This is a genomic window from Stieleria sp., assembly GCF_041595215.1.
Classification (GTDB): domain Bacteria; phylum Planctomycetota; class Planctomycetia; order Pirellulales; family Pirellulaceae; genus Stieleria; species Stieleria magnilauensis.
In genome coordinates this window covers 1-14,449 of the sequence record NZ_JBFHKV010000083.1, presented here as the reverse complement: position 1 = coordinate 14,449, position 14,449 = coordinate 1, and the positions used below count along the sequence as shown (strand labels likewise).

11 protein-coding genes are annotated in these 14,449 nt (G+C 58.6%); 4 read left to right on the top strand and 7 right to left on the bottom strand.

What is annotated here, in order from left to right:
• Positions 1-495: 495 nt before the first annotated feature.
• The 3 genes from ABX749_RS05380 (at position 496) to ABX749_RS05370 (ending at position 4,049) form a co-directional block, all read left to right on the top strand.
• Positions 496-987 carry a hypothetical protein gene (locus ABX749_RS05380; protein WP_372895091.1) on the top strand — a complete coding sequence of 164 codons (492 nt, stop codon included), beginning with the start codon at positions 496-498 and terminating at the stop codon, positions 985-987.
• Positions 988-1,480: 493 nt separating this feature from the next.
• On the top strand, positions 1,481-2,353 hold the full coding sequence (locus ABX749_RS05375; RefSeq protein ID WP_372895090.1) for a hypothetical protein: 873 nt from the start codon (positions 1,481-1,483) through the stop codon (positions 2,351-2,353).
• A gap of 130 nt (positions 2,354-2,483) precedes the next feature.
• The gene (locus ABX749_RS05370) at positions 2,484-4,049 is read left to right on the top strand and encodes a sialate O-acetylesterase (protein ID WP_372895089.1); all 1,566 of its coding nucleotides are present in this window, start codon (positions 2,484-2,486) and stop codon (positions 4,047-4,049) included.
• 254 nt (positions 4,050-4,303) lie between these two features.
• Here the strand turns inward: ABX749_RS05370 and ABX749_RS05365 are convergent, their stop codons facing one another.
• From ABX749_RS05365 to ABX749_RS05345, 5 genes are all read right to left on the bottom strand, one after another.
• Positions 4,304-6,301 carry an acetyl-CoA carboxylase biotin carboxylase subunit gene (locus tag ABX749_RS05365; RefSeq protein WP_372895088.1) on the bottom strand — a complete coding sequence of 666 codons (1,998 nt, stop codon included), beginning with the start codon at positions 6,299-6,301 and terminating at the stop codon, positions 4,304-4,306.
• A 20-nt stretch (positions 6,302-6,321) separates the two neighbouring features.
• Positions 6,322-7,854 (bottom strand): acyl-CoA carboxylase subunit beta, encoded by a 1,533-nt coding sequence (locus ABX749_RS05360; protein ID WP_145212838.1) that lies wholly within the window; start codon positions 7,852-7,854, stop codon positions 6,322-6,324.
• 57 nt (positions 7,855-7,911) lie between these two features.
• Positions 7,912-9,312: a class III poly(R)-hydroxyalkanoic acid synthase subunit PhaC gene (phaC, locus tag ABX749_RS05355; protein ID WP_372895087.1), complete on the bottom strand. Its 1,401-nt coding sequence runs from the start codon at positions 9,310-9,312 to the stop codon at positions 7,912-7,914.
• A gap of 62 nt (positions 9,313-9,374) precedes the next feature.
• Positions 9,375-10,205 carry a biotin--[acetyl-CoA-carboxylase] ligase gene (locus ABX749_RS05350; RefSeq protein WP_372895086.1) on the bottom strand — a complete coding sequence of 277 codons (831 nt, stop codon included), beginning with the start codon at positions 10,203-10,205 and terminating at the stop codon, positions 9,375-9,377.
• 24 nt (positions 10,206-10,229) lie between these two features.
• Positions 10,230-10,661, bottom strand: a complete 432-nt coding sequence (locus ABX749_RS05345; protein WP_372895085.1) for a hypothetical protein — start codon at positions 10,659-10,661, stop codon at positions 10,230-10,232.
• Between the two features lie 134 nt (positions 10,662-10,795).
• Between ABX749_RS05345 and ABX749_RS05340 the strand changes: the two genes are divergently transcribed.
• Positions 10,796-11,293, top strand: a complete 498-nt coding sequence (locus ABX749_RS05340; protein ID WP_145212826.1) for a polyhydroxyalkanoate synthesis regulator DNA-binding domain-containing protein — start codon at positions 10,796-10,798, stop codon at positions 11,291-11,293.
• Here the strand turns inward: ABX749_RS05340 and ABX749_RS05335 are convergent.
• Positions 11,290-12,573: an SDR family NAD(P)-dependent oxidoreductase gene (locus ABX749_RS05335; RefSeq protein ID WP_372895084.1), complete on the bottom strand. Its 1,284-nt coding sequence runs from the start codon at positions 12,571-12,573 to the stop codon at positions 11,290-11,292. The two genes, ABX749_RS05340 and ABX749_RS05335, sit on opposite strands and share 4 nt — an antisense overlap.
• 772 nt (positions 12,574-13,345) lie before the next feature.
• Positions 13,346-14,449 (bottom strand): AarF/UbiB family protein (locus tag ABX749_RS05330; protein ID WP_372895083.1); only part of this gene is annotated, 1,104 nt, incomplete at its 5' end.

Here is a 14,449-nt window from a genome sequence, read left to right as displayed (position 1 = left end):
TGGTCCCGAGACACCGGAGGGCTCGCGCCCTACCGCTAAAAATGCTTCACAGCGTTGGCCATCGGGGATCAACAGACGATGCGGCGTGTTGGACGGCGCAATGGGCACCGCGGGTCGGGTGAACCGTGTTGTGCAACCCCGTGGGACGTCGATTGTCTAAGTGACGGATTTGATCGAAGCGGAAGACGCCAAGACTTTTGCAGCGTGAGCCCTCTCTGGCGTTTGCTTGCTGCGCAAACGCCGTCTCTCCCAGAGGGAGAGAATCGTGGACGGCCGTTATTCGCACCAGCAATGAAGCTTGTCCGGCTTGGTATCGCGAGTCGTCGAATCTTGAAACTGGCACCCTCTGGCTGGATCCATTCTAATCGAGTCCGATCACCGGCCCACGTGAAGGGCAGACAAAGTTCTGGCGTCCGATCGATCTCCGTTCCTCCGCATGCGCGGATCGATCGCAATTCATTATCCGACAAGAAATCGATGAATTCCCATTGGCGATTGCTGCTCGTCGTTCCGGTGTGTCTACTCATTGTCTGGCTGGCGTTTGTTGGCATCCGTCATGCACAATTTCGATCGGAGCATTATCAAATCGCCTCCGAACTTCGAATGGAGAAACGCACTTTTTACACTCTGCCAGACCCTATCAGCCCACCCTGCGATGTTGAAGGTGAAGAACGCCGTCTCGTTGTCGGCGTGTCCGAAGACAACTACCTTCTATGCAGCATCGTTCGCAATACGCTGGTTTCTGACACTCGCTCGAAATGGATGGTCGACATGTGTTTTCGCCCCGATCTCCAGCCGAATCATCCCCGGCTTCCCATTTGGAAACCGATTGATCATTTTCCCAATGATTCGGATCTAGAACTGTTTCGCTCGGAAGCATTGGCCCAGCCTTGGGTTTGTTGGGACCGTCCAAACGGCACTGACCCCAAGTCGTCGGACACCAACGCGATGCGCGACGAGTCGAATGTCCTGCCCCGATCCAAATAAGCCGGGCGGACCAAAAGGAGGGGGCAATCTCCCGTGACTGTCGCCGTATGGTCTGAGGGTGTTTTTCTTTTAGTCAAAGACGAATCCGACCGACCACAGGACGCGCCGTTCTTTGGGAGTTGAGCGGGTTTGCAAGTTTGAAGTGCACCAATGAGATCAAAACGTGGTTTGCGCTGCGACTCCGATGAGCCGCCGGTTTGGAGACTGCACTTGTTGCAACAGCCGAGAAGGGCGACACGGTCCCATGCCGCGGCCTCGACCCGCTGCCCACTGTATCGGCCTTCCAGGCCTGCGGCGAAATTGCATTTGGAGTCCGGGCTCTGACGGACCCGGCAAACACTCTGTCAGCCCGCTGGGCTTTCGCATCCTGCTTGTCCGGACTGGACTTTGCGCGAAACACAAGAATGTCGACCGTTCTAATGGATTCGACCTTAGAATAGACCCCGTGTGACTCCGTCGAGATCGTACGTCGAATCTGAATCAGGACATGACCATGACAAGAAACTTACTTACCGTGCTCTGGGCTGGATTGCTGGCAAGCGTCTCGATGATCGGGATATCGCCAGTCTTCGCCCAAACGCCTGCTTTGCCGAAAGGCGTCGAAAGTGAGTTTGAGACGGAGGAAGGGGCGGTCCTGAAAGTGTTCTCCGCCGAACAAGACGGGCATCGGTTCGTCGCCTACCTGGTCAAATGGAAGGACTTTGAGGTCATCGTGAGTGACCCGTTGGCCCGCAGTGATTTCCAAGCGGGTGACACCATCCAGTTCATGGCACAAAAGGTACGCCTGCCGAATGTTTCGACCTTGAATTTCGTCCTTCTTTCAGCGCCCGCGGAAGTCGAACGGAAAGGAGCCGAAGCCGCGGTTTCGCCTGCGGAACGGAAACGCATGATGGATCTTGTCGGGGGTGATCTGGATGCGGCGAGAAACGAGACCGAGCGTTTCTATGCGTTGAACCGGGCTGCGAAGAATGCGTTGAAAAAAGGAAAGACGGAGGAAGCTCGGAAGCTCGCCGAAGAACTGTTGCGACGCGCCCAGACACAGCGCGAGGACTGGAACTACGGCAACGCCATCCAGGACGGGAATCAAGTGCTGGGGCGTCTCGCCCTTGCAACGGGCGACATCGCCGAAGCAAAAAAACGCCTGCTGGCGTCCGTCGATAGTCAAGGGTCACCGCAAATGAATTCGTTTGGCCCCAACATGCAATTGGCCAAAGACCTTCTTGCCGCCAACGAAAAGCAGGTCGTCTTGGAATACTTTGATCTTTGCCGAAAGTTCTGGAAGCTGGGCGTTGATCGATTGGATGCCTGGACTGAAGCGGTGGAGAACGGAGAGACGCCGGATTTCGGCGCAAGTCTCGACTACTGAACGTGATGTTGAGTGCTCCGTCGTCTGTGGCTCCGCGGTGCCAAGATTGAGAGGAACCTGTTTCCAGGGGAACAGGGGTTGGACGACGTGCTTGAATCGCGTTTCTTGACCATTTGCGGGACATTAACAGATGCATTTTCGGCGAGATTCCCGGCTTCGTTTCGGCCGATTCGGTTTGGTCTTGATCCTTGTTCTTCAACTGGTCGGATCAAGCGTCGCCTTTGCAGACGTTCATCTAGCAAATGTGTTTGCCGATCGGATGGTGCTGCAGCGCGAGTTGCCTGTCCCGGTCTGGGGCACCGCGGAACCGGGGGCGAGCGTCGTGGTTGCGTTCGATGGCCAGTCTCATACGACGATCGTCGATGAACAGGGTCGCTGGCGGGTGACGCTGGCGGCGATGTCGGCATCCGCGTCTCCGCGCGAGTTGGTCGTGCAGTCTGAAGGCGATCGAGTGGTTCGCAAGAACGTTTTGGTCGGTGAGGTTTGGTTGGCAGCGGGTCAGTCGAACATGGCTTACACGGCAGGCGCGATGGCAAGTCGACTCGCCGAGGGACAAGACTTGGTGTCAGCCGCCGACTTTCCCGCGATTCGGTTCACGAAAATCAACGAACCGGATTCCCCCCAGCCGCTGGACGACCTTTCCACGGTCGCTCGCTGGGATGTCTGCACGCCGCAAAGCGTGCTCCAGCATTCCGCCGTAGCCTTTGTCTTCGCGCGGCGATTGCACCAAGCTTTGCAAGTTCCCATCGGTGTCATTGACTGTTCCTGGGGCGGCAAGCCGATCGAACCGTTCATTCCGGTGGAAGCCTTCGTCGGCCATCCCACGCTGGTTGAACTGGCTGCGCGGGCAGAAGCAGGCGATATCGAAGGCATCCAAGCCATGCCCGGCGGAACGTACGTTCGCAATTCCAGCTGGCTGGCGGGCACGATTTACAACGGACGCATCGCACCCCTGGTGCCTTACGCCATTCGTGGGGCGATTTGGTACCAGGGAGAATCCAATAGTGGCCGAGGCGAGGATCCGCGTGACTATGAACACAAAATGCGAGCGTTGGTCGAGGGCTGGCGACGCGTTTGGGATCGCGAACGTTTGCCGGTCTACTTTGTCCAGTTGCCACAATGGTCCAGTTACGCGTGGACGTACCTGCGGGAGGAACAGCGGCGTGCCCAAAGTCTGCCGCACACCGGCATGGTCGTGACCATCGACTTGGACAACGGCAATGACATCCACCCGCCCAACAAGATCGACGTCGGCGAGCGATTGGCGAGGTGGCCGTTGGCCAGTGAATACGGGCGTGCGATCGAAGCCAGTGGGCCGATGTTTCGCGAGGCGAAGATTCAGGAAGGAACGGTGGCCGTTTCATTCGAGCATGCCGGATCGGGCCTGATGGTGGGGCGTGTCGCGGGCGTGCGGTCGATCCAGCCGAATCACGAGGGTCGGCTCAACGGGTTCGAATTGATCGGGCGAGAGGGGCGGTGGCAGGCGGCGAATGCTCGGATCGAAGGGGGCACGGTGGTCGTGTCGAGCCCCGATGTGACGCAGCCGATCGCGGTCCGCTATGCGTGTCATCCGGAAGCGAAAGCGGGTGAACCTTGGAATCTGCATTCGCGCGAGGGGCTGCCGGCGTCACCGTTTTGTTCCGATTGGAACCTGATGCCGTACGATGCCGGGAAGAATCCGATGCCGACGAAGTGAGGTTGGTAAACGATGGGGGTGGAGGGGTGGCAGAATGATTCGGGGCAGAATGATGATGAGCGGAAGGATGGCGGAATGATTTGGGCAAAACGATGGGGGCAAAACGTTGGGAGTTGGAGGAACGCAGAATGTTGTTGGGCGAGGGGATGGCAGAATAATTCGGGGCAGAATGATGTTGAACTAAGGTCGGAAAAGAAGACGAGAGTGATTGTTTCTCATCATTCTGCCACTTCATCGTTCTGCCTTTGACCGCGTCAATCCGCCAGCGGTTCGAATTCGAGGATGGGTTGATCGACTGCCAGCGTGTCGCCGATGCTGGCCGCGATTTTTGAAACGCGTCCTTCGCGTTCGGCACGGAGGACGTTTTCCATCTTCATCGCTTCGATCACCGCCAAGTCCTGACCCGCGTGCACTTCGGTCCCCTCTTCGACTCTCAGTTGTGTCAGCAGGCCGGGCATCGGCGAGAGCAGGAAGCGGCTCATATCCGGCGGTTCTTTGAACGGCATGCAGGCGAGCAGGTCAGCGGCGCGCGGGGTCAAGACCATGATGTCGATTTGGGAACCCCAGTGGAACAGACTGTAATGCATGTTGCGGCGTTCGACCTGGATACAAACCGTTTCGCCGTTGACCGTGCCTCGGAATAGCGGTTGGCCGAATTGCCAGTCGCTGATCACTTGATAGGTGTCCGTCCCATAGGTGATTTCATGGCCGCCGGGCAGCGGGCGCATGGCTACCGGAGACTGCTGGCCGTCGAGCATGATGACCCAGTGATCGTCGATGTTGCGTTCGTAGCCGGGCAACTGGCCGCTGATCCCGGCGGCTCGGTCCATGTAGCGTCGATGGATGGCGGCGGCGACGACAATCAGCAACGCCGGGTTCTCGTGCACCAAGTCCGACGGATGGAAACCGTCGGGATACTCCTCGGCGATCAGATTGGTACTGATGTTGCCGGCCCGAAAACGCGGGTGTTCGATCAGTGCGGCCAGGAAGCTGATGTTGTGCGACACGCCGCGGATGTAGAACTCGTTGAGCGCTTCGCGCATGTGTCCGATCGCGGCGTCACGCGTTGTACCGTACGTGATCAACTTGGCGATCATCGGGTCATAGTGCATCGAGATCTCTGCACCTTCATAGACACCGGTGTCGACGCGAACCACGTCGCTTTCTGGCGGCGGGCAATAGCGAACGAGTCGACCGATCGACGGCAGGAACCCACGGAGCGGATCTTCGGCATAAACCCTCGATTCGATCGCCGACCCGTTGAGTTGGACGTCGGACTGGGACAACGGCAACACTTCGCCGGCTGCGCTGCGGATCATCAATTCGACCAGGTCCAACCCGGTCACGTATTCGGTCACCGGGTGTTCCACCTGCAACCGGGTGTTCATTTCCAGGAAGTAAAAATTGCGGTCATTGTCGACGATGAATTCGACGGTTCCGGCCGACTCGTATTGGACCGCGCGGGCGAGCGCGACCGCCTGGTCACCCATCGCCGAACGGGTTTGGGCGTCCAGGAAGGGCGAGGGGGCTTCTTCGATGACCTTTTGATGGCGTCGTTGGAGTGAGCATTCGCGCTCACCGAGATGGATCACGTTGCCGTGTTTGTCGGCGATCACTTGGATTTCGATGTGCCGCGGTTGTTCGATGAACTTTTCGATGAACACGCGGTCGTCACCGAAGGATGTTTTCGCCTCACCGCTGGCGCGTTGGAATCCGTCACGGCATTCGTCATCGTTGCGGGCGATCCGCATCCCTTTGCCGCCTCCGCCGGCGCTGGCTTTGATCATCACCGGGTACCCGATTTCTTGGGCAATCGTGACGGCAACGTCCGGGGACTCGATGATGTCGGCGTGACCGGGGACGGTGTTCACGCCGGCTTCTTGCGCCAATTTCTTGGACGTGATCTTGTCGCCCATGTTCTTGATCGCATGGACGTTGGGGCCGATGAACGCGATGCCGGCTGCTGCCAACTGTTCGGCGAAGGCAGCGTTCTCGGAGACGAATCCGTAGCCGGGGTGGACGGCCTGGGCGCCGGTGTCGCGGCAGGCCTGGACGAGTTTGTCGATCACGAGATAGCTTTCGGCCGACGGCGGTGGGCCGATCAGCACCGCTTCGTCTGCCATCGAGACGTGGAGCGCATCGCGATCCGCTTCCGAATAAACGGCGACTGTTTGGATGCCCATTTTGCGGGCGGTCTTGATGACGCGGCAAGCGATCTCGCCGCGATTGGCGATCAGTATTTTAGTGAACATGATTTTGAATGACCAATCTTTTAAAGCGGAATGTTTCCGTGCTTCCGCCAAGGGTTCTCCAGTTTCTTGCTGCGCAGCATGGCCAGCGATCGGCAAATCCGTTTGCGTGTCATCCGCGGCATCACCACGTCGTCGATGAATCCTCGCCGTCCGGCGATGAACGGGTTGGCGAACTTGACACGGTATTCTTCGGTCAGCGCGGCGATTTTTTCAGGATCGCCCAGGTCCTTGCGGAAGATGATCTCGACCGCGCCCTTGGGACCCATGACGGCGATCTCCGCACTCGGCCATGCCAGGTTCACGTCACCGCGAAGGTGTTTGGACGACATCACGTCATAGGCACCACCGTAGGCTTTGCGGGTGATCAACGTCACCTTGGGGACGGTGGCTTCGGCATAGGCATACAACAGCTTCGCACCGTGCTTGATGATTCCGCCGTATTCCTGGGCGGTTCCCGGCATGAATCCGGGGACGTCGACCAGGGTCAAAATGGGAATGTTGAACGCATCGCAAAAACGAACGAAGCGTGCCGCCTTGATCGACGATTTGATATCCAAGCATCCGGCCAACACCAACGGCTGGTTGGCGACAACACCGATCGGATACCCGTCCATCCGGGCCAGCCCGACGACGATGTTCTTTGCATGCTCGGGCTGCAGCTCAAAGAAATCCGTGTCGTCGACAATCTTGAGGATTAACTCTTTCATGTCGTACGGTTTGGTCGGCGAATCGGGAACCAGCGTATCGAGCGAGGGTTCGACGCGATCGGACGGATCGGGGGTGGGGCGGTGCGGCGCGTCGGCTCGGTTGTTGGCCGGCAAGTAGTTGATAAAACGCCGCACCATCGCAAGCGCTTCGACGTCGTTTTCGAACGCGCGGTCGGCAACGCCGGACACGGTCGAATGGGTCACCGCTCCGCCGAGTTGTTCGTGCGTGACCTCTTCATGGGTCACGGTTTTGACCACATCGGGACCGGTCACAAACATGTAAGAACTGTCTTTGACCATGAAGATGAAGTCCGTCATGGCCGGCGAGTAGACGGCGCCACCGGCGCAGGGGCCCATCACCAACGAGATTTGCGGCACGACGCCGGAGGCCAGTACGTTGCGTTGAAAGACATCGGCGTAGCCGCCGAGTGACGCCACGCCTTCCTGAATCCGCGCGCCTCCGGAATCATTGATGCCGATGACCGGCGCGCCGACTTTGATCGCATGGTCCATCACCTTGCAGATCTTCTCGGCGTGGGCTTCGGAGAGCGAGCCTCCGAAGACGGTGAAGTCTTGGCTGAAGACAAACACGACGCGACCGTTGATGGTCCCGTAGCCGGTCACCACGCCATCGCCTGGAATGCTTTGCTGGTCCATTCCGAAGTCTTTGCAACGATGTTCGACGAACATGTCCCATTCTTCGAACATCCCCGGATCCAACAGCAGTTCGATCCGTTCCCGCGCCGTAAGCTTGCCTTTTTTGTGCTGCGCATCAATCCGTTTCTGTCCGCCGCCCATTTCGGCGGCCTTGCGCATTTCTTCAAGGCGTTTGACTATATCCTGCATGATGCTTCTCGTTCGATTGCGTCGAACGCTGGTGAAGGCGTTCGCGTGACCAGGTTTTCACCGCTTGGTTGAGTGACTTGCTATCCATTCCGCCGCCAGGGGCCAGAGATTTCGCTGGGCCTGTGAGCCCACAGCCAAACCGATGTGCCCGGCTTCGATCGACAATGATGTGACATCTTGGGAACTGACACGTTCTTTGATCGCCAGTGTCGATTCTGGCGGAACCAAGTGATCGCGTTGGGCGACCAGCAACAGGATCGGGCACGTGATCGCTGCCAATCGAATCGTTTCACCGGCGAGAACCATTTGATTGTTCACCAGGCGATCTTCTTGATAAAGCATCGAAACGAAGTCGCGAAACGTCTCCCCGGCGATGGGGATCGTGTCGCTGGACCAACGCTCGATGGTTGTAAAATCATCCAAGAACTCCGCATCGTTCGCATTCTCCATGAACGACAGCTGCTTTTCCGCAAAGTTCTGCACGGGCTTCATCAACTGAAACACGAACTGCAGAAATTCGCCGGGGCAATTTCCAAACGCGTCGATCAGTCCATCGACGTCGAACGTTTCCGGGCGCGCCCACAAATTCAACAATCCGTCCTCCCCATCGAACTCGATCGGCGCCGCCATCAGAATCAGGTTCCCGATCCGCTCGGGATGCAACGCCGCGTAGAGTGTCGACATCGTGCCGCCCATACAATAACCGAGCAGGCTGAGCCGTGGGGTGCGGGATCGCTGGCAAACGAAGTCGACCGCGTTGTTCAACATCGAACAGACGTAATCTTCCAGCCGCAACGCCGAATCGGATTCGTCGGGGCTGCCCCAATCGATCACATAGACGTCAAAACCGCGGTCGAGCAACCGCCGGACCACGCTGCGGTTGGCTTTTAGATCCAGGATGTAGGGGCGATTGACCAACGCGAAACAAATCAGGACGGGTTCGGCGAAGCGGGCGTGGCGGGGTTTGAAGTGCAGCAACTTCAGCGGCGTTTCTTCGTAGACCACCTCAAACGATGTCGCCCATTTCGATGCGTTCCCTGGTGCGTCCGGTGTCGCGGCACACGCGTCGCCGGTATGGATTCGGTTCGGCAAGGCTTTCGTTTCCGGAAACAGTTGCCCAAAACTCATCGACAGTGCCCGGACATCGTCGCTCAACGTCTTCCCTTTCGCGCGGGCGTCCGCCGGGTCGAAGTCGCCGGCCAGCTTTGCGGCGATCAGGGTATCGATGTGTCGTTTCAACAGTTTCAAGAAATCGGAACTGCGGAGATACGATTCGGTTGCCTGCCCCCACAGATCAAACCACTGGCGGCGGTGCGTCTTCGGGTCTGCATTGGGATGGGACGCCCGTTGCAGTTGATGCGCGTTCTCAGCCGCGTGCTTGACGGCTTGGGTCCAACATTCCACCAGGGGCGGCCAGGTTCGATCCGTCGCATTCGATTCGTCGATTGGTTGGTTCATGCACGGCTCGAACTGCGTGTGGTTTCGCACGCGTTGGCGGAATGGCTGCACGGCATTGCCGTTTAGAACAGAGTAACCGTTCCCGCGTAACATGGTTCTAACCCGGCAGGGGTTTCGATGACCAGAGCACCCTCGTCGTTGATACCCCGACATCGTCCCGAAACGAAGCGGGTCCCGAGGTCGACTTGGACGGTGCGGTTGGTCAGTAAACATCGTTCTCGCCACTTGGTTCGTAGTTCATCGTCGCGGCAGCCAATGCATTCCAGCCGATGCTGCAGTCGATTCAGCACCGCGATCAGCACATCGGTCAACGGAAACGGGTGCCCTGCGACGTCACACATGGCAATCGCGGTCGTCCGCAATTCGTCCGGTGCCCGAGACAAGGAGTTATTGACATTGATCCCGATGCCGATCGCCAACAGCTGTGGATGGACAGTTGGCATTTCAATCAAAATGCCGCTCAGTTTGCGTTGCCGACAGTAGACGTCGTTGGGCCATTTGAGTTGCATGTCGGAGGATTCAACGATCCCTTCGATCGCCTCGCAGACGGCCAGTCCGACGGTCAAGGATGCTTGGGGCAACCGCCGCTGGGGCAGCCCGGTATCGAGCAACAGCGTCAAGGTGAGGGCGCCCGAATCGGCCCACCAGTGATTCGTGCCGCGGCCACGACCATCGGTCTGTGTCTCGGCCAGAACCAACACGGGGCCTGCGGGGGTCCCGTTGCGGGCGAGTTCCATCGCGCGACGATTGGTAGAATCAATCTCGGGATGGAAATCGACCCGCTCCACGAACGTCGACTTGGTCAGGTGATCCAAGTCGGCGTCCGAGAACAGAATTTCCCGTCTGGGAGATTCCCGCGTGGGGGCGTCCTGCGTCTTGATACCTCGCTGCATCGCTCTTCCTTCGCGTCTTGACCGCTACGATCCTGCTTTGGTGACCAGCTCGCTCAGTTTTGCCATCGCCTCTTGGTACTCTTTCATTTGAGCTTCGGAGGCTTCGCGCATGCAGTCGAGCGTCTTTCGGAAAAACTGCTCGGTGCGTTTGCGAAACTCTTCGGGATCGCTGGACTCGCCGACCTGCAAGGCTTCTTCGAAGGATTCCAGAGCGGCTTCGTACTGCTGATCCAAAGTGGTGCGATGTCGGTGCGCCAATTCAGAGAGGACTGCGCCCCACTGCTTTTGGAATTCACGCACTTTGTCGACCCACACGGATTGCGGCGAGGGAACGGCCGGCCATAATGCAGTCCATTGGGCGATGGCTTCCTGTTGCATCTTCAGTCCGGCATCGGTTGCCTTCTTCACGTTTTCAAAGACTTGATCGTACACGTTCGTTTCTGTTTTCGTGGTCATTGTTTCGCTCCTTATGTAAGCGTCGGTTCCAAACGGGTGTCTGTCGGACGATCGGTCCGGCGGACGTTCCTGCAGCGGTAACAACGCTGCAGTTTTTTTAAGTGGCTTTGTTGTCCGGGAGGATCACGGTTCTCATGACCGACCATCCGATCTTGATCAAGCGGTATCCCAATCGCCGTTATTACGCCAGTCACACCAGCAAGTACGTGTCGCTCAGGGACATCGAAGAGATGGTGATTGACGGTCACACGGTGGAGATCCGTGATAGTCAGTCGGGTGAGGACATGACTCAAGCGGTTCTGATTCAAATCATCATGGAGCGGCACCCGGATAAAATTTCGTTGTTTCCCGCCGAGATGTTGCATTTCATTCTCCGGTCCAATGACCTGATGTCGGGCTTTTTCGGCGATTACTTTCGTCACTCTCTTTCCTATCTCGATTATTTGCGGCGGCACAATCCTGCCGCCACATCACTTGCCCCCATGCAATGGATTAAGTCTTGGCTGGACAACGTTTCCGCGACCAGCAAGGCCGACCCGGCCAATCCTCCGTCGTCCGAATCCGCTCAACTGGCGCTTCGCGTGAAGCAACTCGAAGAGCGGATCGAACAGTTGGAATCGGATGACGACTAGGCGGGGCCGTGCCATCCGGCGTCCGCCCAAAGTTCGCCGCTGACCGCCGAGTTGGAGATCATGAAGCAAATCGCATCGGCAATCTCTTCGGGTTTGATCAGACGTCGCAGCTGGGTGTAGGGCAACACGTTCTTGTCCAAGAAATCTTGTCCCAACGCCCTGGCCATCGGCGTGTCGGTGAACCCGGGGTGGATGATGCCACAGCGGACGCCGTGGAAAATCGCTTCTTTGGTCAACGTCGCGGCGGCCCCTTCCAAGCCCGCTTTCGCGACGGCGTAAGAGATCTGTCCCTTGTTCCCTTGCGACGACACCGAACCGAGGAAGACAACCACGCCTTGGATCAGCTCGTCCGGATCCCAACGCTTCAGTCCACGTTGACGTCGATCTTCGGCGATCCGGGCCACCATCTCGATGCCCCAATAGATCGGCGCGATCAAGTTCACTTCGGTGACTTGGCGGAACGTTTCCGTCGGATAGATCTGAGCCCGGCCGGTTTCTTTGTTGATCGTCACGGCGAGTGCGTCGCGGGTGATCCCGGCTGCAGGCACACAGATGCTGACGATGCCATATTTTTCAGCCGCCTCGTTGAAGACGCGTTTGCGGAAGGCCTCGTCGGTCGTGTCGCCGAGCATCGCTTCGGCCACTTCACGGCCGGCTTTCTGGTTGATCGATTTAGCCAATTCCTGGACGCTGTCGCTGCGGTCGACCAACATCACCGCTTTGGCGCCGCGGGCAGCCAATTCACGCGCCACCGCTTCGCCGATCCCACTGGCCGCACCGGTCACGACGGCGACTTTTTCGCGGATGTTCTTGTAGACGCCCGCCGGCAGTTCGGCGGATTCTTGCAGTTCTGGTTCGGGGGCTTTCGTAATCATCTCGCTTTGTCCCTGTTGGCTGGTGTTGATCGTTTCTTGTTGTGGTTGCACTGCACCGGACGGTGGCACTGCAACCTTGGTTGGCGTTTCCGTTGCCGGAGCAGCACTGTCCGCCTCGGCCTCTTGGGTGATCCCCAGCACCGAGTCCAATGCAGCCAGCGCGCCGTCATAGCGTTGCATCGCCAGCTGATGTTGGGCCTTGGCCAGACGCAGGGCGGCTGCGGAGATCGGATTGGAAAGCCCGCTCTCTTGATCCACCATCGGAGCAACCGGCCGTGCCGTGAAGCCAGGCCAGTAACGCGTCCAGCCCCGCAACAGATCCTGCTGCAGTTTGAAGTTCGCTTCGGTGGCTTGACGCACGCCCTGGAGCATCGAATCAAGCACGTTGCTGTCTGTTTTGAACATAGGAGAGCCTCCGAGATTGAATGGTGGTGCTATTCCAAGGACAAACAGGCTCCTTGCAACGCCCGATTGCTGCAATCGCAGCAAAGTGGCAGCATGCAAACGCCGTACCACCGCAAAAAACAAGGTAAAACGGCCAGTCGATCTAGTGCAGCTGCGTCAAACGTGTGCGGATGCACACTTGAATGTGGCATTCCGCCCACCTTCGGCGACCTGCCCGCTGGGGCGGGACGGTCGAAGATTTTCGGTGGAGTAAAAAGTTCAGATTGCTGCCAACGCGCCGTTGTAAGTGGACCGCGGCCGCTTTGGCCGATGGAGATAGCCGATGGAGATAGCGGATGGAGATAGCGGAACGGCGCGAGCCGTCCGGTTACGGCCGGCAGGGCCGGAGGGCTCGCGCCCTACCGCTAACAGGAACACTGCGTTGACCGGAGGGCTCGCGCCCTACCGCTACCACGAACACTGCGTTGACCGGAGGGCTTGCGCCCTACCGCTACCACGAACACTGCGTTGACCGGAGGGCTTGCGCCCTGCCGCTAACAGGAACGCTGCGTTGACCGGAGGGCTTGCGCCCTACCGCTAACAGGAACGCTGCGTTGACCGGAGGGCTCGCGCCCTACCGCTGACAGGAGCGCTGCGTTGACCGGAGGGCTCGCGCCCTACCGCTAACAGGAACAACCTGTTTGGCGGCCGCGAGCCGTCCGGATTCCGCGTTGAAAACGCGGTGACGGACCGGAGGGCTCGCGCCCTAACGCTAACAAGGCCTGCCCCCGAATCAGTTGTCGTTGTCACGCGTCAGGTGACCGCTGCGGGCGATCGCCAGCAGCAACCACAACATCACCGAGATGCTTCCGACCATGCCGATCAGCCCGAACAGGCTGATCGGTTCCAGCGTGGTGAAGTACAACGGAATCGAGATCAACGGCGAGACCTGCTGCGCGAGCAACAGTGACGATCCGAGAAACACGGCGCTGGCCATCACGCCCAGGACCAACCGATTGACGGACGGTCCCAAACGCTGATGCTCGAGCGTGAAGCGTGTTTCGCCGCGGCGAAGCATTTGCATCAACGAAACCAGTTCGTCGGGCGCCGATTCGAGAAAGCTTTCCGCTTCCAAGTAAATGCGGCGGGCTTGGCGAAACCGACGCTGCGGGCTCAAGCGGCGAAGCATCGTCTTGTGCGCCAGGGATCGAATCACTTTCAAGGAGTCAAAACTGGCACCCAGCTCGCTCAGGGTGCCTTCGAGCGAGATCAACATCTTCAGCAGCAAGGCCGATTGGTTGGGCAACTTGATCGAATGCTTGTGCAGCAGTTCGGTCAGCGCGGTCAGCGCGCCGGCCAGATCGAATTCGTCCATCGATTGCTGGCCGTAGGTGCCGATAAAATCGGCGACGTCGATCGACAGCGCGGACTCGTCGAGGGTGGGAGGCGTTTCACCGACGCGGCGGATCAGACGGGTCAAGCGGTTTTGATCGCCTCCTGAAATGGCGACCAACATGTCTTCGATGTTCTCTCGCAATCTCTCATCGATCCGTCCGGTCATCCCGAAATCCAAGATTCCGAGCCGACCATCCTCGAGCAAAAACAGGTTGTCGGTGTGGGGATCGGCGTGAAACAGGCCTTCTTCAAAGATCATCGCCAAATAGACATCGGCGATCGCATGGCCGATCATCTCGCAGCGATCCGCATCCAGGGTGATCTTGGCTAATTGTTCCCGTCGGCCATTCTCGGCGGACGGCTTCGCCGCGGCGCCGTTGCCTTGGGATGGCGGTTCGTCGGTGCGCGTCGATTTGGCTCGCCGCGATGCAGTCGAAGAAGTGGAGTGTTCCGCGTCACGCAGGCATTCGGCCAGCGAGCGGCCCATCAGTTCGTCCATGAC

What these genes read in the sequence shown, in the direction of transcription:
- phaC (WP_372895087.1), bottom strand. Translation starts at nt 9,312, where the DNA reads ATGAACCAACCAATCGACGAATCGAATGCGACGGATCGAACCTGGCCG.
- ABX749_RS05335 (WP_372895084.1), bottom strand. Translation starts at nt 12,573, where the DNA reads ATGTTCAAAACAGACAGCAACGTGCTTGATTCGATGCTCCAGGGCGTG.
- ABX749_RS05370 (WP_372895089.1), top strand. Translation starts at nt 2,484, where the DNA reads ATGCATTTTCGGCGAGATTCCCGGCTTCGTTTCGGCCGATTCGGTTTG.
- ABX749_RS05340 (WP_145212826.1), top strand. Translation starts at nt 10,796, where the DNA reads ATGACCGACCATCCGATCTTGATCAAGCGGTATCCCAATCGCCGTTAT.
- ABX749_RS05360 (WP_145212838.1), bottom strand. Translation starts at nt 7,854, where the DNA reads ATGCAGGATATAGTCAAACGCCTTGAAGAAATGCGCAAGGCCGCCGAA.
- ABX749_RS05350 (WP_372895086.1), bottom strand. Translation starts at nt 10,205, where the DNA reads ATGCAGCGAGGTATCAAGACGCAGGACGCCCCCACGCGGGAATCTCCC.
- ABX749_RS05365 (WP_372895088.1), bottom strand. Translation starts at nt 6,301, where the DNA reads ATGTTCACTAAAATACTGATCGCCAATCGCGGCGAGATCGCTTGCCGC.
- ABX749_RS05375 (WP_372895090.1), top strand. Translation starts at nt 1,481, where the DNA reads ATGACAAGAAACTTACTTACCGTGCTCTGGGCTGGATTGCTGGCAAGC.
- ABX749_RS05345 (WP_372895085.1), bottom strand. Translation starts at nt 10,661, where the DNA reads ATGACCACGAAAACAGAAACGAACGTGTACGATCAAGTCTTTGAAAAC.